Here is an 18,641-nt window from a genome sequence, read left to right as displayed (position 1 = left end):
GGTTGACTGGCTCATCACGATGCCCGTATGCGCGGGTTGATGACGGCATAGAGCACGTCGACGATCAGGTTCACGGCCATGACAATAAGGGCGATCAAGAGCAAGCCTGATTGCACCACCACATAGTCGCGCTTGCCGATGGAGTCGACCATCCACTTGCCGATGCCCGGCCAGGCAAAGATGGTTTCGGTGAGGATGGCGCCGGCGAGCAGGGTGCTGACCTGCAGGCCGATGGTGGTGACCACCGGGATCAATGCATTGCGCAGCGCGTGCACGCCGATGACGCGGGACGACGACAGCCCCTTGGCACGGGCGGTCCGCACATAGTCCTCGCCCAACACTTCAAGCATGGCCGAGCGCGTCTGGCGAGCGATCACCGCCAGCGGGATGGTGCCGAGCGCAATTGTCGGCAGCACCAGATGGCTCAATGCCGAGCGGAACGCGTCCCATTTGCCGTAGAGCAATGTGTCGATGGTCATGAAGCCGGTGATCGGCTTGAAGAAGTACTGCAGGCCGATGCGGCCCGAAACCGGCGTCCAGCCGAGATAGCCGGAGAAAAAGATGATCAGCAGCAGGCCCCACCAGAAGATCGGCATGGAATAGCCGACGAGTGCGGTGCCCATCAGCGACTGATCGAACCAGGAGCCGCGCTTGACCGCCGCGAATATGCCGGCCGGAATGCCCAGCGCCATGGCAAAAATCATGGCGAAGAACGACAGTTCCAGCGTTGCCGGAAACAGGGTTTTGAACTCTTCGAGAACCGGGCGCTTGGAGGAGATCGCAACGCCGAAATCGCCTGTCAGGACTTCGCCGACATAGCGTGCGTATTGCTGCCAGATCGGCAAATTGTAGCCGAACTGTTCCTTGAGCTCGGCGTAACGCTCAGCCGACACGCCATGCTCGCCGGCCATGGCAAGGATGGGATCGCCAGGCAGCAGCCTGACGAAAGCAAAAGCACAGATGGTGATGCCGATAAGCGTCGGAATCAAAAGTGCTATTCTGTTGAGGATATATTTGAGCATGATGAAGGGGGCGGCGCTTTATCGCGCCGCCCCACTCTAATGTCTTATTCGGCTTTGTCGACGCCGTCGAAGCGGTGAATGCCGAGCGGATCCATCATGTAGCCGCTGACATTCTTGCGCACGACCGAGTAGACTTGGCTGTGTGCCAGAAGGAAGGCCGGAGCCTGCTTCTGGAAGACCACCTGAGCCTGCTCGTAAAGCTTGGTGCGTTCAGCCTGGTCGCTGGTCTTCTTGGCCTTCTGGATCAGGTCCTCGAAGTCCTTGTCGCACCAGCTCGAGTAGTTCGACACGCCGATGGCCGAGCAGGCGAACAGCGTGGCGAAGAAGTTGTCCGGATCGCCATTGTCGCCGGTCCAGCCGATCTGGAAGGCGCCTGGACGATCCTTCTTCTTGCCCTCCGAGCGATACTTGGTCCACTCGTAGTTGACGATCTCAGCCTTGACGCCGACCTTGGCCCAGTCGGCCTGGATCAGTTCGGCGGCACGCTGGAAGTTCGGGTTGTAAGGACGAACGCGGTCGGAAGCCCAAAGCTGGATTTCCGTGAGACCGGCTGCGGCCAGCACTTTCTTGGCAGCTTCCGGATCATAGGCGTCGGACTTCACGTCCTTGTTCCACGACCACATCGTCGGCGGAATCAGGTTTTCGGCCGGCGTTGCGCCGGCATCCTGGAACAGCGACTTGATCAGCGATTCCCGATCGATCGCCTGGTTGAGCGCGTGACGCACCTCAGGCTTGTCGAGCGGCGGGATGGTCGTGTTGTAGCTCATATAGCCGATGTTCAGGCCGGCCTGATCCATCAGGGTCACGTCGGCGTTGGCCTTGATCGTGCCGATGTCGGCAGGATTCGGATAGGGAGCGATGTCGCACTCGCCGGCCAGGACCTTCTGGATACGGGCGGTCGCGTCAGGCGTGATGGCGAAGACGAGATCGTCGATCTTCTCCTTGCCCTTGAAGTAGTCCGGGTGAGCCGCATAGCGGATAACCGAATCCAGCTGGTAGTCGACGAACTGGAACGGGCCGGTGCCGATCGGCTTGGTCGAGAAGTCGGCCATCTTGCCGTCCTTCTGAAGCTGGTCGGCATATTCCTTCGAGACGATCGAGGCGAAGTCCATGCCGAGATTGGCCAGCATCGGCGCGTTCGGCTCGGTCAGCGTCAGCTTGACCGTCAGGTCATCGACCTTTTCCCACTTGGCGACGTATTTCGGCATGTCCATGCCGGTGTAGTAGTCCCAGGTCAGGTTCGGCAGATACTTGTCGCCGTTCCAGGGATTTTCCTTGTTGAACTGGCGGTCAAAGGAGAAGACTACGTCGTCCGCATTGAGGTCGCGCGTCGGCTTGAAATACTCGGTGGTCTGGAACTTCACGCCCGGATGCAGGTGGAAGGTATAGACCAGGCCGTCGTCCGAGATTTCCCACTTGTCGGCGAGGCCGGGCTCGACCTCGGTGCCGCCATGCTTGAACTCGACCAGCCGCGAATAGACGGTACGCGACGAGGCGTCGAAATCATTGCCGCCAGTCGTGGTACCCGGATCGAAATTGGCCGGCGATGCCTCCGAACAGTAAACCAGCGTCTTTGCGCTGGCCACGCCGCCGAGGACGCTTGCAGCCAGCAACGCGGCTGCAAAAGTCAGTTTCTTTTTCATTGAGCACTCCCTGATGTTCTGCCAAGCCCCTCTAGCAGGCTCGCGAAGGGCGCATATAAGCACCGTTTTCCCGGCTTTGGAACTCCCTGTTTGCCTACCCCACCGTAAGCAGAAAATGATTCTCTTGTTTTGCTCAATTTCAGAAAAAAATAGCAAAACCTGCTAATCACAGGATTGTTAACGACCGCATTTTTTTATTGATCGCCAGTCCCGCGAATACAATCATCCACAGGCCCGGCCCTGTCGCCCGCATGACGGGAAGCAGGCCTCGAAGGCCCCGTCGCCGGAAAGATTTCGGCGGCAAATCTTTCCGGTTCTGCCGCAGGGGCAAGACTTGCACGGCCGCCGCTAGTCGCAATACATAGACTGCATGCCGGATTTCTCTAGGGAATCCGCACCATCGCTGCAGCAGAGGACGTCTCGGTCATTCAGAGGCGGTGCGGCATGGAGCATGCAGTGGAACGACCGAGGGAGGCACGGATGGCAAAAGCAACAAAGACAACGGCCGCGAAAGCGGGGGCCAAGGCAGCTCCCAAAGCTGCTGCTGCCACGGCCAAGCCCAAAGCCTCATCCGTCAAAGCAGCTGCGCCGGCCAAGCCAAAGGCGACGACTGCACCTGCCAAGGCAAGCGCCAAGTCCGTCGCGAAAACCGTGGCCAAGCCTGCCGCTGGGAAGCCGGCAGCCGCAACAAAACCGGCAGCGACCAAGCCAGTGGTGAAAGCGGCGGCAAAGCCGGCAGCGGCTCCGGTCAAGAGGTTGCCGAAGGCGCTCACGGCGCTGACTGCCGGACTGCCGGAAAAGCCGTGGCTCAAAAGCTATCCGAAAGTCGTTCCGGCCGAGATCGGCGCCCTACCCTACAGTTCCATCGGTGACTTTCTGGTGGGCGCCTGCAAACAGTTTGCCGCGCAGCCGGCTTTCATCTGCATGGGCAAGTCGATCAGCTACGCCGAACTCGAGCGGCAGTCGGCTGCCTTTGGCGCCTATCTGCAGTCGAAGGGATTGCAGAAGGGTGCGCGCGTCGCGCTGATGATGCCGAACGTGCTGCAATATCCGGTGGCGATGATGGCCATCCTGCGCGCCGGCTACATCGTGGTGAACATCAACCCGCTCTACACGCCGCGCGAGCTCGAGCACCAGCTCAAGGATTCTGGTGCGCAAGCCATCGTCATCCTCGAAAATTTTGCCAACACCTTGCAAGCCGTGATCGCCAGGACTGATGTCAAGCATGTCGTGGTCGCCACGATGGGCGACATGCTGGGCAGCCTGAAGGGGACCATCGTCAATTTCGTCGTGCGCCGCGTGAAAAAGATGGTGCCGGCCTGGTCGCTGCCCGGCCATATCGCGTTCAACGCCGCCTTGAAGGCCGGTACGGGTGTCGCCTTCAAACCCGCCAAGGTGGCGGCCGGAGATGTCGCCTTCCTGCAATATACCGGCGGCACAACCGGCGTCTCCAAGGGCGCGACGCTGCTGCACAGCAATGTGCTGGCCAATGTCGCGCAGAATACGCTGTGGATGGACGACGCCTACGCGATCAAGCCAAAGCCGGCGCATCCCAACTTCATCTGCGCGCTGCCGCTCTACCATATCTTCGCGCTGACGGTGAACGCGCTGATGGGCATGCAGCAAGGTGCCCAGAACGTGCTCATCCCCAACCCGCGCGACATTCCCGGCTTCGTCAAGGAGCTGCAGAAATACCCGATCCACATCTTTCCCGGCCTCAACACGCTGTTCAACGCGCTGCTCAACAATGAGGATTTCCGCAAGCTCGACTTCAAGCCGCTGATCCTGACACTGGGCGGCGGCATGGCGGTGCAGAAAGGCGTTGCCGAACGCTGGAAGGCGCTGACCGGCAACTCGATCACCGAGGGCTACGGCCTGTCTGAGACGTCGCCGGTGGCCACCGCCAACAAGTTCAGCGACGGCGATTTCACCGGCACGATCGGACTGCCGCTGCCCTCGACCGAGATCGCCATCCGCGACGACGACGGCAACAATCTGCCTCTCGGTGAAGTCGGCGAGATCTGCATCCGCGGGCCCCAGGTGATGGCCGGCTACTGGAACCGGCCCGACGAGACCGCCAAGGTGATGACTCCAGACGGTTTCTTCAAATCCGGCGACATGGGCTTCATGGACGAGCGCGGCTACACCAAGATCGTCGACCGCAAGAAGGACATGATCCTGGTCTCGGGCTTCAACGTCTATCCTAACGAGCTCGAGGAAGTCGTGGCGATGCATCCGGGCGTGCTCGAAGTGGCGGCGATCGGCGTGCCGGACGAGCATTCGGGCGAGGTGCCAAAACTGTTCGTGGTCAAGAAGGACCCGAACCTGACCTCCGAGGCGCTGATCGCCTATTGCCGCGAGAACCTGACCGGCTACAAGCGGCCAAAATACATCGAATTCCGGACCGAGCTGCCGAAGACGCCGGTGGGCAAGATCCTGCGGCGGGCGTTGCGAGGATAGGCACGATTTCGAACGATGGCCCTGGTTGCGGCGGGATCGCGGACGATGGTCGGCGTCCCGACCCGGCAACATTCATCGAAGCGAACCTGCGGCTTGCGCCCGTTCCCGCGCTTCCTGAAATCCAACTCTACACGGCTCATCCAGGCAGCGGTCTGAGGCGGCTTGCCGACCCGCACCGAGGCGCCGACGCGGACGACGATGCGGTCGCGCCAGCCGACGATGCGCCAGAGCCGCAGCCGCCCTACTGGGCCTATGTCTGGGCCGGCGGCGCGGTGCTTGCCCGCTATATACTCGACCATCCGCAAAGTGTGGCCGGCCGCCGCGTGCTCGACCTCGGCGCCGGCTCAGGCCTAATCGGCATCACTGCAGCAAAGGCCGGAGCCCGCGCGGTGATTGCGGCCGAGATCGACCGCAACGGGGTTGCCGCCATCCGTCTCAATGCCGCAGCCAACGGCGTCACGATCACCATTGTCGACATGGATATCACCACGGGCCCGCCACCGGCGGTCGACCTCGTGCTTGCAGGCGACGTTTTCTACGGCCGTGAGGTTGCTCTACGCGTCACTCCGTTCCTCGACCGCTGCCTGGCAGCCGGCATCGAGGTGCTGGTCGGCGATCCCCGCCGCGCAGATTTGCCGCTGTCCCGGCTGCGGTTGCTGGCCGAATATCAGGTGGCGGATTTCGGCGACGCAAAAGGCGCTGCAACCAAGCCGAGTGGGGTGTTTTCGTTCGAGTCCGCGCCACCGAGCGGTCTGTATCTTCTTTAGACCTCGGATAGGTTTCGCCGGTATTTATCGGAAAAAAGGGAGCCGAAGTCATGACCGAGATCTGGCACTCACTCCTCGCCAACCTTGCCCTGGTCTCCATCCTCGTGGTCGCCTGGGACCTTGTGGCCGATTTCACCGGGCGTCTCTCGCGGCGGATGCAGTCGTTGCTTCTCGGCGTGGTCATGTGCGTGGGCGCGATCACTTCCATGGCGACGGCCTTGTCCGTCTCCGGCTTCGTCGTCGATCTGCGCGCCGCCTTTATTGCTGCGGCCGCGTTCTTCGGCGGATGGCCGGCAATGCTCATCGCCACGGGCGGCTCCATTGCCTATCGCATCCATCTGGGCGGGCAGGGCGCGAGCATCGGGGTCATGGGCATCCTCATCACCGCAGTCGTCGGCATTGCGTGGCACCACATCGTCGCGGCCCGATCGCGCACCATGTACGATATATTCGGTCTCGGCGTGTCGGTCGCTCTCGCCGGGCTGATCACGCTCCTGGTCATCCCCGCGCAAGTTATCACCGGCCTTGTGCAGCAGAGCACGTTCCCGTCCCTCGTGTTCCGCTTCCTCAGCACAATCATCATCGGCGTACTGCTCGACCGGCAGCAGCGCCGGCGGGATCTCTTGATGTCCAACATGACCTACCGGGCCATGGTTCGCGAACTGCCGGATTGCCTGAACATAAAGGATGTCGACGGCCGCTTCATCGCCGCCAACCCCGCCACCGCCGAAATGGTTCGCGCCGCTTCGGTGGAGGAACTCATCGGCAAGACGGATTTCGATTTCTATCCGAAGGAGGTGGCAGAGCGCTTCCGGCAGGATGAGATGGGCGCGCTGGAGGCAGGGCAGACACTGCGGATCGATCAGCCGGCACTTTTACCGGATGGCAGACAAGGCTGGCTCTACACGCTCAAGGCCCCTTTCCGCGACGAGTCCGGCAAGATCGTCGGCGTCATCACCTACAATCGCGACATCACCGAGCAGAAGCGCACCGCCCAGCTCAAGAACGATTTCATTTCCACGGTCAGCCACGAATTGCGGACCCCGTTGACGTCCATCCGCGGCTCGCTTGGCCTGATCGCGGCCGGCGTGGCCGGCGAACTGCCGCCCAAGGCCGCCAATCTCGTCAACATCGCCCACACCAACAGCGAAAGGCTGGTTCTTCTCATCAACGACATCCTCGACATCGAGAAGATCGAATCGGGCGTGATCACCTTCAAGATCAGGCAGATGCCTGTCCGCCAGGTCCTGGAGCAGGCCATTGCCGCCAGCTCCAACTACATGGCCGACAGCCGGATCAGGATCGTCCTGGTCGACGACGCCCCGCGCGCCGAGGCCAATATCGATCCGGATCGCCTGCATCAGGTGATGGCGAACCTGCTGTCGAATGCGATCAAGTTCTCGCACACCGATGGCACCGTCACGGTGAAACTCCAGCGTCGTGACCGCGACATGCTGCGCCTCTCCGTGGTGGACCAGGGCGCCGGCATCCCCGAGGCGTTCCGCAGCCGCATTTTCGGGAAGTTCGAGCAGGCGGACGCCTCCAGCACCCGCAAGATAGGCGGCACAGGCCTGGGCTTGAGCATAGTCAAGGCTATCGCCGAAAAGCTGGGCGGCGCCGTTTCCTTCGAAACCGAGGAAGGCAAGGGAACCTCGTTTCACGTCGACCTTCCCGAAGCGCACAGGCAGGCCGAGAAGCCGGTTTTGGTCGAGCGTCGGGCGCGCAAGCGCGATAGCCGCCTGCGTGTTCTCATCTGCGAGGACGAGCCCGACGTCGCTGCGGTGATCGCAACACTTCTCGATGCGGAAGGCTTTTCCAGCGACGTCGCGCCCGATATCGAAACCGCCACGGCGCTCCTGAGCTCCCGCGACTACGTGGCGCTGACGCTAGACATCAAGCTGGCGGGGGAATCCGGCATCAAGCTCTTCCACGACATAAGGGCATCCCCGGTGAATTCCGACATTGCGGTCATCGTCATCTCCGCTGTCGCCGACGAGGCCAGGCGCTCGCTGAACGGCAGCGCCGTCGGCATCGTCGACTGGCTGGAGAAGCCGGTGGATTCGAAACGGCTTCACGACGCTCTCGCCAAGATCGTCGGCCGCAGGATCGAGCCGAAGCCGCAGATTCTGCACGTCGAAGACGATGAGGGCGTGCTTGCGGTGTTGTCGGCGGGGCTGGGTTCGAGCGTCTCGATCACAGCCGCAAAGACGCTGCAGGAAGCGCGGCAGGCGGTCGCTCGCCATCGCTTCGACCTGGTCATCCTCGACATCGCGCTTCCCGACGGATCTGGCCTCGACCTCCTCGTCGATCTGCCGCTCGAGACCGCGGTCATCGTGTTCTCGGCGGCGGAACTCGACCAGAAACTCGGCGATCGCGTGCAAGCGATCATGACCAAGACCAGGGCGTCGGAGATCGATGTGGCAAAGCTGGTCAGGAGCATGTTGGTTTCGACCCGCACTCGGCCTGCCGCGCACGCAAAGGAGTGACGCTGATGCCCGCAAGGATCCTCTATGTGGATGACGAGGACGATATCCGCGAAATCGCCCAGATGTCGCTGGAGCTCGAGCCGGAATTCGAGGTGCGGTGCTGTTCTTCGGGCATGCAGGCGCTGGCCGATGCCGCTGAATGGCGACCCGACCTCATTCTGCTCGACGTGATGATGCCAGACATGGACGGGCCGGAGACGTTGAGGCGCCTGGCCGAATCTCGGCCGACGGCGTCGATACCAGTGGTATTCATCACCGCGCGCACCCAGACGCATGAGGTCGAACGCTACCTGGCGATGGGGGCTGTAGGGGTGATCGCCAAGCCGTTCGACCCGCTTGCGCTTGCCGGTGACGTCAAAAGATTGCTTGTGCCACGCGCCTGAAACGACGGTTGGTTTAGGCACAGAGCGCAGTCTGGCTGCAGCCTGTGCGATGCCGTTCACGGCTCCTATACCATGTCGTCTTATTCATCTACTGATTGTGCTGAGATCCAGGCGTCTCGAATCAGGTTGTCTATGATCGCGCGGCATCGGCGGACGTCGGCGAGAGATTTGAGAAGAATGTGCCTGTCTGCATGAACCGCATTGGCGGATGTCGGTTCATGGATCAATCACTCCGGGGGGCTAGCGGCAAACGAGGCGCGAACCGGAGCAAGGCTGGTGAACGGAGCGAAGGCAAGAGTTCTGATTTGCGATGACGATCCCTTATTGCTCGAACTGATGGAATTCAGGCTCAGGGCGAAGGGATACGAAGTCATCAAGGCGGTAGACGGGGCGGAAGCGCTCACGAAGGCGGAGCATGAGGCCCCGGACATCATCGTGCTCGACGCGATGATGCCCAAGGCCGACGGCCTGGAGGTTCTTGCCCGCATCAAGAGCGATCCGGTTTTGTCCGAAATCCCGGTCGTCATGCTGACCGCCCGCAAGGGTGAAAAAGACATCGTCTCGGCCCTTGAGAAGGGGGCCGACGACTACCTTGTGAAACCCTTCATTCCCGAGGAACTGCTGGCCCGGCTTGCGCGTCTGCTGGCGCGAAAGAGCGGGAAACGCTGATGCGGCGAGGCCGGCGCGCCATCATTGCCGCATGCGTATTCCTGGCGGTTGCCGCGGCGCCTGCCGCGGCGCTGGCCCAGACGGTTGACGAACTCTACGCTTCCGGCGTCAAGGCCAGGCAAGCCCAGCATTTCGACGAGGCGGCGGAGCTGCTTCGGCGTGCGCTGGCGCTCAAGCCCGACAATGCCGACGCCCTGGTGCAACTCGGCTTCGCCGAGCTTGGCCGCAACGATCTGCCGGCGGCGCGCGAAGCCTTTTCCAGGGCGCTTTCGCTGGCGCCGGCCTATCTCGATGCCAGCTTCGGCTTGGCTGAGGTCGAATTCCGCTCCGGCAATCTCGACGCCGCGCTGCCGCTCGCCGAAAAGGTCTCGCGCGCCGAGCCCGGCAATGCCGATGCGGCCGTGCTTGTCGCCAATATCCGCGAGGCCCAGCAGGCCGGCAGCAACAACGCGAAGCCTGCGACCGCGGGGAAGAAGCCGCTCCCGCCGCGGCCGGATCCCGTTGCCGGCCTGATGGAGGAGGGCCGGAGATTGCGGGCGTCGGGACAGTTGCCCGAGGCGGAGAAGGCCTACCGCCGCGCGCTCAGGCTGGCACCGCAAAACACCGACATCCTGGTCGCCCTTGGGCTGGTTGTGGGCTCCAGCCAGAGATTCGACGAGGCCGGGCAGTTCTTCGACCAGGCGCTTGCCGAAAAGCCCGGCCTTCTCGACGCCCGCCTCGGCAAGGTCCGCCTGGCGATCTGGCAGGGCGACGTGCCGCGCGCACGCGCTATGATAGACGATTTGCTTGGCACCGCGCCTGGCAATTCCGAGGCGCTCGGCCTCGACGCGCGGATTTCCCTGCTCGAGCAGGATTACACGCGGGCCGAGCAGTCGTTTCAGCGGGTGTTGGCGATCGATCCGCGCAACGCCGAGGCGCTGGTGGGGATCGGCGATGTGCGCCGCGCCCGTGGCGACGACGACGCCGCGCGCGACGCCTACCGGCAGGCGCTTGCCCTTGAACCCGGCTCGCGCGATGTCGAGCAGAGGCTCGCCGCGCCGCCGCCACGCAAATGGCGGCTCGATGTCGGCAGCGAAGTGAGCGATCTCACTGACGGGCTTGGCGACTGGACCGACAGCTCGGCCGGCGTTGCCTATCGGCTCACCCCGCGGACGACCATTTCGGGCCGGACCCGGATGGCGACCCGCTTCGGCCACACCGACCTTCAGATCGAAGGCCGCATCGACCAGGCGTTCTCGCCCACGGTCTCAGCCTATGCGCTGGCGGCCGCGACGCCGGATGCCGATTTCCTGGCGCGCTATTCGGTCGGCGCCGGCGCGTCCTGGCAGGTCATGGCGCCAGCAAAGGCGTTCGGCCCATTCTCTCTCAACATCGACACCCGCTACGACGATTTCGCCAACGTCGACATCACCACTATCTCGCCCTGGGTGCAGGGATATGTTCTCGATGGCCGGCTCGGGCTTTCTGCCCGATGGGTGCACGCTGACGACGATATCGGCACGCGCGCGGATGGCTATGTGCTGCGCGCCGATCTTGCTCTCACGCCGGGAGTCAATGTGTTCGGCGGTTACGCGGATGCCCCCGAGATCTCCGACGGCACGCTCGTGCCGACGCGCACCGTCTTTGGCGGCATCTCCTGGGACGTTGCCGACCCGCTGACACTGCGCGCCAGCCTCGCCAATGAGCAACGCCCGACATTCGACCGAACCATATTCGGGCTCGGCCTAACCACGCGGTTCTGATCATGTTGTACATCTGGTACCTGTCCATCCTGCTCAGTGTCCTTTCCCTGGCCATCATGCTTCTGCTGATCGTGCGCCGGGTGCTGCACGAGCGCCGGGGGACGGCGGGCGCCGATCAGCGGCGCCTTCTTCTGACTGCGCTGATCGCTTTCACCGAAAGCCGGGATCGCGCGGCATTGGAGGCGGCGCTGCTTGCGGTGCCGGCGAGGGTGGCGATCGATGCCGGCTTCGAGTTCATTTCGCTGTTGCGCGGTGAGGAGCACGACGAGCTCCTTTCAGCCTTCAACGAATGTGGCCTGCCGACGCTTGTCGGCACCCAGCTGGAAAAAGGCAACGGCGCCGAACGTATCCATGCGGCCGAGATGCTGGCGGCGCTGCGTTCGGAAAACGCGGGGGCAAGCCTGCTTTCGGCACTCGACCGCGACCGCTCGCGCGACGTCAGGATCGCCGTCGCCATCGCGCTCTGCGATGTCGGTGCCTTGCCGCCTCTCGTCATAACGCTGCGCAAGATCGGCGTGGCGGGGCAGCGCTCGCGGCGCCTAATCGAACTTTTCAGGCGCTTTCCGTCAAAGCGGTTCGACGAGCTCAGGGATTACGCCGGGCGTCAGGACGCGGTGCCCTTCATAAGGGCGGCCGCGATCGACGCGCTTGCCCGCGGCGGCAACTTCCAGTTTGGGGAGTTCTTTGCCCGCGCGGCTGGCGATCCGTCGCCGGAGGTCGCCGCAGCCGCGTTGCGGGCGCTCGGCCTGACCGGACATGCCAACGCGCCGGCCATCCTGATCAAGGCGATGGAAAATGGCGGCTGGGACGTACGAGCCGACGCTGCGGATGCGGCAGGCCGCCTCGGCCTGTCCGAACTCGCCGCGCCGCTGGCGCAACTGATGGACGACGAGGCATGGACCGTGCGCTATGCCGCCGCCAACGCATTGCGCTCGTTCGGCCAGCAGGGCGAACAGGTGCTGCGAGAGATCGCCGCCAGCGAGGTCTCGCGCAGCCAGCGCACGGCCTCGCTGATCCTTGCCGAGGGGCCGGCCGCCTGATGTTCGACTGGAGCCAAGAGATCGTTCTGGGTGCCTCCATCCTGTCCTGGTTCATCATCGGGGCAGGGCTGGCGCAGACGGCAGTCTACCTGCTGCAGCTCGTCATCGCCGCCTACGCGCTGTCGAAGCGCCCGCCGGTCGCGCGTTCGGCACTGCTGTGGCACCGTTATGGCGACGTCGCGCCGCCGATCGCGCTGCTAGTGCCCGCCTACAATGAGGAAGTGAACGTAGTCGAGAGCGTGCACTCGATGTTGGCGCTCGAATATCCGAATTTCGAGGTCATCGTCATCAATGACGGCTCGAAGGATCAGACTCTGCAGCGCCTTATCGAAGGCTTCAAGCTGGTGAAATTCCACCGGCCCTATGAGGAGACCCTGACGCACAAGCCGATCCGCGGCCTCTATTCCTCGCCGATGACCGAACGGCTGTTCGTTGTCGACAAGGAGAATGGCGGCAAGGCCGATGCCCAGAATGTCGGCGTCAATGTCTGCCGCGCGCCGCTGTTTTGCGTGATCGACGGCGATTCCATCCTCGAGCCCGATGCGCTCATGCGCGCCGCGCAGCCCTTCATCGACGATCCGGAGCGCACCATCGCGGTGGGCGGCACGATCCGGATCGCCAACGGCTCTAGGATCGAAGGTGGCAGGGTGCGCGAGGTCCGGCTGCCGAACCGGCTGTTGCCGCTGCTGCAGGTGGTCGAATATCTGCGCGCCTTCCTCATGGCGCGGCTTGCCTGGAGCCGCATCAACACGTTGATGCTGGTGTCCGGAGCCTTCGGTCTGTTCCGTCGCAAGGAAGTTGTGGCGGTTGGCGGCTTCACCAGTGGGTCGATGGGTGAGGATTTGGACCTCGTGATCAAGCTGCATCGCCACATGATGGACACCAAACGCAGATACAGCATCCAGTTCATTCCGGAGCCGGTGTGCTGGACCGAAGCGCCGGAGTCACTGCGCGTTCTGGCAAGGCAGCGCACGCGCTGGCAACGCGGTTCGCTCGAATGCTTCTTCCGTTACCGCTCCATGCTCTTCAACCCCCGCTATGGGCGTGTCGGCTTCCTCGGCTTTGGCCACATACTGATTGTCGACGTGCTTGGGCCGATATCGGAGGTGCTGGGCTATGTTCTGATCCCGGCCTTCTGGCTACTCGGCATCCTTTCGACCGAATATCTGTTGGCGTTCACGTCGCTGGTTTTCACCTACGGCGTTTGCGTGAGCGTGTGTTCGCTGGTCCTCGAAGAGGCCGAGCTTCAGCGTTTTCCGCGCGCGCGGGATCTCGCCGTGCTCACGGCCGTGGCTGTGATCGAGAATTTCGGCTACCGCCAGCTCAACAATTTCTGGCGCGTGAAGGGTTGGTGGCAATTCCTGCGGGCCGACCAGAGCTGGGGCGAGATGACCAGGACCGGCCTGACTGGCTCGAAGAAGTGAGCCCCATCGGCTGAGTCACTTCAGCGTCCGCTCGATCTCCATAATAAGCGCATCGAGTGCGGTGTGCGCAGCCCCGTCATCCGCCCGTTCGATCAGCAGTGTTTCCAACACTGATGCCCGCGCGCTGATCTCCGCAAAGCCGAACGTTCCCGCGGCTCCGGCGAGTGAGTGCGCGGTCGGAATCAGGGAGTCGTTGGAGCCCGGTAGCGGGCCTTTATGACGCGCCGCCTTCAACTCCGTCAGTTGAGCGGCGCACCGGGCCAGGAAACGCTGCCGTAGCGGGGCGAAGGGATCTTTCAAGATGGGAGGCGCTCCACGGCTGGGTTTCAGAGGCATTCAAGCAGAAAACTCGGTCGAGTGGAACGAACTGGTTGTCACCCACGCTCCTATCCGAGTGGAACTGGCAGTGGGCCGCATTGACCCAAATGCGATTGCGCGACCGGTTCGCAAACGGCAGCTTCGCGCCTTGACGGAGACATCGGTTCGTCACTGTTGGCGAGCGACGCGATGCCAGACTGCTAGGCTTTGAGCCATCCGCCGACAGAGATTGTTTGTTCTGTCTAGGTACGCAACGAGGTCGCCTGCGGAACATCCGCTTGCTGATGACTTCAGCCTGGAAGCTGACCGTCAGCTCGCGGCCCCAGAACGGACGTTCGGCACTTCGACTCCCGATGTCAGCTTTCCACCTATGTCAGCCATTGGCGGGAAAGCTTGGGTCGATTTGCGTCTTGTTCAAAGGCCTTGCCAGTCAGATCGTCTCCTTGACCCGCTCCGACAGAAACGCCGGCAGATCGGCAACCGAGTCGAGAACGACGTCGGCGATCGATGACAGCGATTCACGCGTGCCGGTGCCGGAGAGCACGCCGACCGCCAGGCCGCAGCCGCCGGCGCGCGCCATTTCGAGATCGTGACGGTTGTCGCCGACCATGGCGATCTGCGCCGGCCTCAGGCCGGTCAGGTCTGAGAAGGCGAGGATCGTGTCCGGTGCCGGTTTCGGATTGGCCACGGCGTCGTAGCCATAGGCGGCATCGAACAGCTGGGCGACGCCCAGCGTCAGCAAGGTTTTCTCCGCACCGCTGGTCGAATCGTTGGTGGCGACGCCGAGCCGGTAGGATTTCCTGTGCAGCGCCGTCAGCGACTCGACGATGCCCGGCAGCGCCACCGCCATTGCCGAGCCTTTCACCGAGGTGATCTCGTTGAAGCGGGCGACGGCCAGCATCTGGTCTTCGTCGGACAGGCGCGGAAACCACAATTCGACGACATCCATGTTGGTGCCCGACGCAAAGATGGAATCGGGCTTGAAGCGCTTGGTGGCAAAATCGAAGCCTGCCGCCGCCAGCAGTCTGTCGGCCTTCCAGCGGTCGCCTTCGGAGGCGTCCATGGCCATGAAATCGGCGATGCCGAGCCATGTCGCATTGAAGTCGACAAGCGTGCCGTCCTTGTCGAACAGAATTCCCTTGATGTCCGCCAAATTCTTCACTCCGAGCCACGCAATTGGTGGATGTGTCCCACCAGACCGGCCGTCGAAGCGTCACGCTTTGCGGCATTCTCCTTGCCTTCCACGACAGGCAGCAGCCCGGTCGCCAGTTCCTTGCCGAGTTCGACACCCCACTGGTCGAAGGAATTGATGTTGAACAGCGTTCCTTCGACGAAGACGCGATGCTCGTAGAGCGCGACCAGCCGGCCGAAGGTGCGCGGGTCGAGCTTCTTGTAGAGGATCGTCACCGAGGGCCGGTTGCCGGAGAAGACACGGTGCGGGGCTATTCTGTCGACATCGGCCGGCTTCATGCCTTTGGCCAGCATCTGCGCGCGGGCTTCCTCCAGCGTGCGGCCCTTCATGAAGGCTTCCGACTGCGCCAGGCAGTTGGCCAGCAACAGATCATGGTGATGCCGGAGGTCCGGCTCGTGGCCGACGGCCGCCGCGAGGAATTCGACCGGGATGACATCGGTGCCCTGGTGCAGCAGCTGGAAGAAAGCGTGCTGGCCGTTGGTGCCGGGCTCGCCCCAGACCAGCGGGCCGGTCGGCGTGGTGACGGGGCCGCCGTCGAGGGTGACGCTCTTGCCGTTCGATTCCATGTCGAGCTGCTGCAGATAGGCCGGCAACCTGGACAGACGCTGGTCGTAAGGGATGACGGCGCGGGCCGGATATTTGCAGATCACCCGATGCCACCAGCCGATCAACCCCATCAGCGCCGGCAGGTTTTTCGCCAGCGGCGCGGTGCGGAAGTGCTCGTCCATCTCATGCGCGCCATCGAGAAAGGCGCGAAAGTTTCTTGGCCCAACGGCGATCATCACCGGCAGGCCGATCGCGCCCCAGAGCGAGTAGCGGCCGCCGACCCAGTCCCAGAAGCCGAACACGCGGTCGGAGGCGATGCCAAACTTCGCCACCAGGTCGAGCGCGGTCGAGACGGCGGCGAAATGCTTGCCGACGGCTTCCTCGCCGAGCGCCTTCTGCACCCATTTGCGCGCCGTCTCGGCGTTGGTCATCGTCTCGACCGTGGTAAAGGTCTTCGAGGCGACGATGAACAGAGTGGTCTCGGCGGACAGGCTCTTCAGCGTGTCGTGGATATGGGCGCCGTCGATGTTGGACACGTAGTGGGCGCGCGGACCATCGTGATAGGGCGCCAGTGCCAGCGTCGCCATGGCCGGGCCGAGGTCGGACCCACCGATGCCGATGTTGACGATATCGGTGATCTTCTTGCCGGTGGCGCCGGCCGCCTTGCCCGAGCGCACCGCGTCGGCGAAAACGCCCATCGCGTCGAGCACGGCAAGCACATCCGCTTTGACGTCCTGACCGTCGACCGTGACGCCCTTGCCGCTGAGGGTGCGCAGCGCCGTGTGCAGCACGGCGCGATCTTCGGTGAAGTTGATCTTCTTGCCGGAAAACATCGCGGCACGGCGGCCCGCAAGGTCGGCCGCACCCGCGAGCTTCTCCAGCAGCTCCATCGTTTTTGCGTCGACGGCGCATTTCGACCAGTCCAGCAACAGGTCGCCGTCAGTGGCGGAGAATGTCTCGAAGCGCCTGGGATCGGCGGCGAAAGCCTCGCGCATGGTGCCTGACGTCGCCGCGCGATGGTCGCGCAAGGCGGCGAGCTGCTTGTCGAATGCTGGTTGATCCACTGGCGGCGCTCCTGGGCTTTTTGACACATTCTATCAGACCGGATGTTTCCGGCGCGTGTCGGCGCGTCAATCTATTGAGCCGAATTCCATTCGTTTCAATGCGGAGGGATGACGCAGTGCAGCACAAGGCGATGGCGCGATGCGCGGCGGGATGACGCGAGCGTCACGACGCGATGACGCTGCGCGTCACGCGGGGACAATGCTGCGCGACGACGCTGCGCGTCGCGCGAAGGATCACTGGCATAAATCCCAGAGATCAGAAAAATTGATTGGCGCAACCCCTTGTACCACGGCTACGTTCGGCTGGTCCAACCAAGCAAAAAAGGTTGGCCATCGAGGAACATCTTCCATGCCACAGCGTAACGACACGGCCATATGGTCCGGCCTGTTCCGGATTTCGGCGGAATCCGGTCAGACCCTGCAGGCGCAGATCCGCCAGGCGATCGTCGCCGCCATCCTCGACCGGCAAATTGCCGCTTCGATGCCGCTTCCGTCCTGCCGGATTCTGGCCGAAAAGCTCGGTGTCGCCCGCGGCACCGTGGTTCTGGCTTTCCAGCAGCTGGTCGACCAGGGCTTCCTGGTGGCGCGCGAACGGCGTGGCCATTTCGTCAATCCCGACGTGCTGGCGACACCGGCCAAGCCGCACCAGAAGGCGCCCGACCAGGCCAATGAGATCGACTGGAAGGCGCGCCGGCAGATCGCCGCCAGCGACATGCCGCCGCCGGCCAAGCATGACAACTGGATCAAGTCGTCCTATCCCTTCGTCTACGGCCAGTTCGACCCGGCGCTGTTCCCGACCGCCGAATGGCGCGAGTGCAACCGCATGGCGCTGGCCGTGCTCGAAATCCGCAACTGGGCCTCAGACATGGTCGATCGCGACGATCCGCTGCTGATCGAACAGATCCAGGCGCGGCTGCTGCCGCGGCGCGGCATCTTTGCCAATCCGGACGAGATCATCGTGACCTTGGGCGCCCAGAATGCGCTCTACATGCTGGCCACGCTGCTGATGACCAAGGGCTCCAAAGTGGCAATGGAAGATCCCGGCTATCCCGACGCGCGCAGCATTTTCCGGCTGGCGGGCGCCGAGATACAGCCGGTTCCGGTCGACCAGTCCGGCATTGTAACCTCTTCCATCCCCAACGATTCCGGCTTCGTCTTCGTCACGCCGAGCCATCATTGCCCGACCATGGTGCCGTTGTCGGCGGAGCGGCGGCAGGACCTTTTGGCGCGCGCCAACCGCTACAACCAGATCATCATCGAGGATGGCTATGACAGCCAGCTTCTCGACGAGGCGCCGCAGCAGGCGCTGAAGAGCCTCGATCGGTCTGGCCGCGTCGTCTATGTCGGCTCGATGTCGAAGACGCTGGCTCCCGGTCTGCGGCTTGGCTACATCGTCGCGTCTGCCGGGTTGATCTCCGAGCTGCGCGCGTTGCGCCGCTTTATGCTGCGCCATCCGCCGGCCAACAATCAGCGCGCGGTCGCGCTGTTCCTGTCGCTCGGCCATCACGAAGCGCTGGTGCGGCGGCTGTCGAGCGCATTCGACGAGCGGCGCAAGCGTCTGGTCCATGCGATTTCCGCCTTCCTGCCGGAGTGGCGTTCGACCGATTCCGCCGGCGGCACATCGCTCTGGCTCGAAGGGCCGCGCGGCACCGATTCGCGCGGGCTGGCCGAGGCCGCGGCCTCGCGCAGCGTCATCATCGAGCCCGGCGACCGCTTCTTCGACCGCAACGAAAAGCCGTCGCGTTTCATGCGCTTGGGCATTTCCTCGATCGCGCTGCAGCACATCGAGCCCGGCATCCGCGAACTGGCCACTGCAGCCGGGCGCCGACCGGCAGCGGCCTGACAACCTTGTTTATGGCGGGGCCGGAAACGGCCCCGTTCTTCT

At 63.3% G+C, this 18,641-nt stretch carries 14 protein-coding genes; 9 read left to right on the top strand and 5 right to left on the bottom strand.

Going from position 1 to position 18,641, the window contains the following annotated elements:
- Nucleotides 1-14: 14 nt before the first annotated feature.
- Together AC1D0N_RS03500 and AC1D0N_RS03495 are read right to left on the bottom strand one after the other, a co-directional pair.
- Nucleotides 15-1,022 (bottom strand): ABC transporter permease subunit, encoded by a 1,008-nt coding sequence (locus AC1D0N_RS03500; RefSeq protein ID WP_477241418.1) that lies wholly within the window; start codon nucleotides 1,020-1,022, stop codon nucleotides 15-17.
- A gap of 44 nt (nucleotides 1,023-1,066) precedes the next feature.
- Nucleotides 1,067-2,665: an ABC transporter substrate-binding protein gene (locus AC1D0N_RS03495; protein WP_477241416.1), complete on the bottom strand. Its 1,599-nt coding sequence runs from the start codon at nucleotides 2,663-2,665 to the stop codon at nucleotides 1,067-1,069.
- Between the two features lie 480 nt (nucleotides 2,666-3,145).
- On the opposite strand from AC1D0N_RS03495, the gene AC1D0N_RS03490 reads away from it, so the two are divergent.
- The 8 genes from AC1D0N_RS03490 (at nucleotide 3,146) to AC1D0N_RS03455 (ending at nucleotide 13,636) form a co-directional block, all read left to right on the top strand.
- Nucleotides 3,146-5,125, top strand: a complete 1,980-nt coding sequence (locus AC1D0N_RS03490) for a long-chain-fatty-acid--CoA ligase (RefSeq protein ID WP_477241414.1) — start codon at nucleotides 3,146-3,148, stop codon at nucleotides 5,123-5,125.
- 5 nt (nucleotides 5,126-5,130) lie between these two features.
- Nucleotides 5,131-5,892: a class I SAM-dependent methyltransferase gene (locus AC1D0N_RS03485; protein ID WP_477241876.1), complete on the top strand. Its 762-nt coding sequence runs from the start codon at nucleotides 5,131-5,133 to the stop codon at nucleotides 5,890-5,892.
- A 50-nt stretch (nucleotides 5,893-5,942) separates the two neighbouring features.
- A complete protein-coding gene (locus tag AC1D0N_RS03480; protein ID WP_477241412.1) occupies nucleotides 5,943-8,378 on the top strand; it encodes a hybrid sensor histidine kinase/response regulator in 2,436 nt (811 codons plus the stop codon).
- 5 nt (nucleotides 8,379-8,383) lie between these two features.
- Nucleotides 8,384-8,761, top strand: a complete 378-nt coding sequence (locus tag AC1D0N_RS03475; protein WP_477241410.1) for a response regulator — start codon at nucleotides 8,384-8,386, stop codon at nucleotides 8,759-8,761.
- A 201-nt stretch (nucleotides 8,762-8,962) separates the two neighbouring features.
- A complete protein-coding gene (locus AC1D0N_RS03470) occupies nucleotides 8,963-9,430 on the top strand; it encodes a response regulator transcription factor (protein ID WP_477241408.1) in 468 nt (155 codons plus the stop codon).
- A complete protein-coding gene (locus AC1D0N_RS03465; RefSeq protein WP_477241406.1) occupies nucleotides 9,430-11,172 on the top strand; it encodes a YaiO family outer membrane beta-barrel protein in 1,743 nt (580 codons plus the stop codon). The genes AC1D0N_RS03470 and AC1D0N_RS03465 overlap by 1 nt, the downstream gene beginning before the upstream one ends.
- A gap of 2 nt (nucleotides 11,173-11,174) precedes the next feature.
- Complete coding sequence (locus AC1D0N_RS03460; protein WP_477241404.1) at nucleotides 11,175-12,212, top strand: HEAT repeat domain-containing protein; 1,038 nt, start codon at nucleotides 11,175-11,177, stop codon at nucleotides 12,210-12,212.
- Nucleotides 12,212-13,636, top strand: coding sequence for a glycosyltransferase family 2 protein (locus AC1D0N_RS03455; protein ID WP_477241402.1), 1,425 nt, complete (start codon nucleotides 12,212-12,214; stop codon nucleotides 13,634-13,636). Before AC1D0N_RS03460 ends, AC1D0N_RS03455 begins: the two co-directional genes overlap by 1 nt.
- A gap of 15 nt (nucleotides 13,637-13,651) precedes the next feature.
- Here the strand turns inward: AC1D0N_RS03455 and AC1D0N_RS03450 are convergent, their stop codons facing one another.
- The 3 genes from AC1D0N_RS03450 to pgi form a co-directional block, all read right to left on the bottom strand.
- Entirely contained in the window at nucleotides 13,652-13,936 is a 285-nt protein-coding gene (locus AC1D0N_RS03450; RefSeq protein WP_477241400.1) for an Hpt domain-containing protein, read from the bottom strand.
- A 448-nt stretch (nucleotides 13,937-14,384) separates the two neighbouring features.
- On the bottom strand, nucleotides 14,385-15,107 hold the full coding sequence (locus tag AC1D0N_RS03445) for an HAD family hydrolase (RefSeq protein WP_477241398.1): 723 nt from the start codon (nucleotides 15,105-15,107) through the stop codon (nucleotides 14,385-14,387).
- Between the two features lie 5 nt (nucleotides 15,108-15,112).
- Nucleotides 15,113-16,756 (bottom strand): glucose-6-phosphate isomerase, encoded by a 1,644-nt coding sequence (gene pgi / locus AC1D0N_RS03440; RefSeq protein WP_477241396.1) that lies wholly within the window; start codon nucleotides 16,754-16,756, stop codon nucleotides 15,113-15,115.
- A gap of 349 nt (nucleotides 16,757-17,105) precedes the next feature.
- Here pgi and pdxR point away from each other — a divergent pair, with 349 nt between their 5' ends.
- Entirely contained in the window at nucleotides 17,106-18,599 is a 1,494-nt protein-coding gene (gene pdxR / locus AC1D0N_RS03435; RefSeq protein WP_477241394.1) for a MocR-like pyridoxine biosynthesis transcription factor PdxR, read from the top strand.
- Nucleotides 18,600-18,641: the final 42 nt, after the last annotated feature.

The organism is Mesorhizobium sp. P2_E10 (genome assembly GCF_056404235.1).
The sequence above is the reverse complement of the archived record's forward strand: the minus strand, read 5'-3'. Positions and strand labels throughout refer to the sequence as shown.

Bases quoted from the DNA above. Each gene is read 5' to 3' on its own strand.
- AC1D0N_RS03495 (WP_477241416.1), bottom strand. From the start codon at position 2,665: ATGAAAAAGAAACTGACTTTTGCAGCCGCGTTGCTGGCTGCAAGCGTC.
- AC1D0N_RS03475 (WP_477241410.1), top strand. From the start codon at position 8,384: ATGCCCGCAAGGATCCTCTATGTGGATGACGAGGACGATATCCGCGAA.
- AC1D0N_RS03490 (WP_477241414.1), top strand. From the start codon at position 3,146: ATGGCAAAAGCAACAAAGACAACGGCCGCGAAAGCGGGGGCCAAGGCA.
- AC1D0N_RS03455 (WP_477241402.1), top strand. From the start codon at position 12,212: ATGTTCGACTGGAGCCAAGAGATCGTTCTGGGTGCCTCCATCCTGTCC.
- AC1D0N_RS03460 (WP_477241404.1), top strand. From the start codon at position 11,175: ATGTTGTACATCTGGTACCTGTCCATCCTGCTCAGTGTCCTTTCCCTG.
- AC1D0N_RS03465 (WP_477241406.1), top strand. From the start codon at position 9,430: ATGCGGCGAGGCCGGCGCGCCATCATTGCCGCATGCGTATTCCTGGCG.
- AC1D0N_RS03480 (WP_477241412.1), top strand. From the start codon at position 5,943: ATGACCGAGATCTGGCACTCACTCCTCGCCAACCTTGCCCTGGTCTCC.
- pdxR (WP_477241394.1), top strand. From the start codon at position 17,106: ATGCCACAGCGTAACGACACGGCCATATGGTCCGGCCTGTTCCGGATT.
- AC1D0N_RS03500 (WP_477241418.1), bottom strand. From the start codon at position 1,022: ATGCTCAAATATATCCTCAACAGAATAGCACTTTTGATTCCGACGCTT.